This window comes from Streptomyces sp. NPDC097129, from assembly GCF_055668065.1.
In genome coordinates this window covers 1-1,010 of the sequence record NZ_JBVOQE010000131.1, presented here as the reverse complement: position 1 = coordinate 1,010, position 1,010 = coordinate 1, and the positions used below count along the sequence as shown (strand labels likewise).

The following is a 1,010-nucleotide window of genomic DNA, read 5'->3' as shown; positions in this document are numbered from 1 at the left end:
TGGGCACCCATATTTTCTGTTGGTGCGTTTTGTGATTTCTGTTTGGTACTCGTGACCGCCGGCACATCGCCACCAAGCTTTCCAGTTGCTTTTTGCTGTAAAGCCGGTAGGCGTCCGGTCGCCGTTGAAGGTGGGGTGCCATTGGGACGCGATTTCGGGATGAGTCGTAGGTAAGTCGGTTTCATTGGGAATTGGGCGGATCAGTGTGCAGTAGGGGCATCCTGGACCGATTTTGGCAGTGCGGTCGGCGACGCAGGCCTGATAGGAATGCTTCTTTCCGCATCGCCACCACGCCCGGATGCTGCTTTTCGGCGTGATATCGGTCGGTTGCCGTTTGTTTCTCTCTGCATCCCACTCTGCGGCGAGATCTGGTCGCAGAGTGGCGAGATCGGTAAGTCCAGGTATGGCGCGCACGGGCATGGACGGAATCCTTGTGTAGGGGTACGACAGTGAACGGATCAGTCTGTGGGCGGAATGTCTACTCGCCCTTCGGTCTCAGTCGCTCTGCGGTCTTGGCGTTGGTTGTCGCTTCCAGTCGTCGTGCGACGTCGTGGATGTCGTCGAAGCAGCGGAATGCGTCGTATCCGGAACGGAAGGCGAAGAGACTGTGTTTGCGGATGACGCGGAGATAGGAGCGTTCGTCGACGTCGTAGATTTTGAGCGCATCGCGGGGTGCTGGGATGGCGTTGTGGTAGGCGAACGCGATTTGGTAAGCGACTTTGAGGATGTTTGAGATGTGTTGTGCGGTCAGGGCTGCGGTGTGGATGTCTTGTGGGAGGTTGTAGCGGCCGAGTGCGTCGAGATTGTCGGCAAGGTCGACGAGGGAGTCGCAGGCGCGCTGCGCGTGGGCATGGACATTTGTTGCCGTGGATGTCATGAGGTCCTCTGTCTGCGATGCGGTCAGCGTGACTGGAGCTGTCGCGGATTGTGAAGCACGAAGGAAAGAACTCTATGTGACATTCAGGATGCCTCATGCATGTCACATTGGCAAGTGTGAGAAGGACATTTGG

Annotated in this window: 2 protein-coding genes; both read right to left on the bottom strand. The window is 57.2% G+C overall.

Features of this window, described 5'->3' with window-relative positions; genetic code table 11:
- Positions 1-420, bottom strand: a 420-nt coding sequence (locus AC0B9F_RS38620) for a zinc-ribbon domain-containing protein (protein ID WP_472010541.1), incomplete at its 3' end; no start/stop codon positions are given.
- Positions 421-478: 58 nt separating this feature from the next.
- Positions 479-877 carry a hypothetical protein gene (locus AC0B9F_RS38615; protein WP_003944286.1) on the bottom strand — a complete coding sequence of 133 codons (399 nt, stop codon included), beginning with the start codon at positions 875-877 and terminating at the stop codon, positions 479-481.
- Between the last annotated feature and the right edge of the window lie 133 nt (positions 878-1,010).

Excerpts from the sequence above, each read along its gene's own strand:
- AC0B9F_RS38615 (WP_003944286.1), bottom strand. The coding sequence starts at position 877 with ATGACATCCACGGCAACAAATGTCCATGCCCACGCGCAGCGCGCCTGC.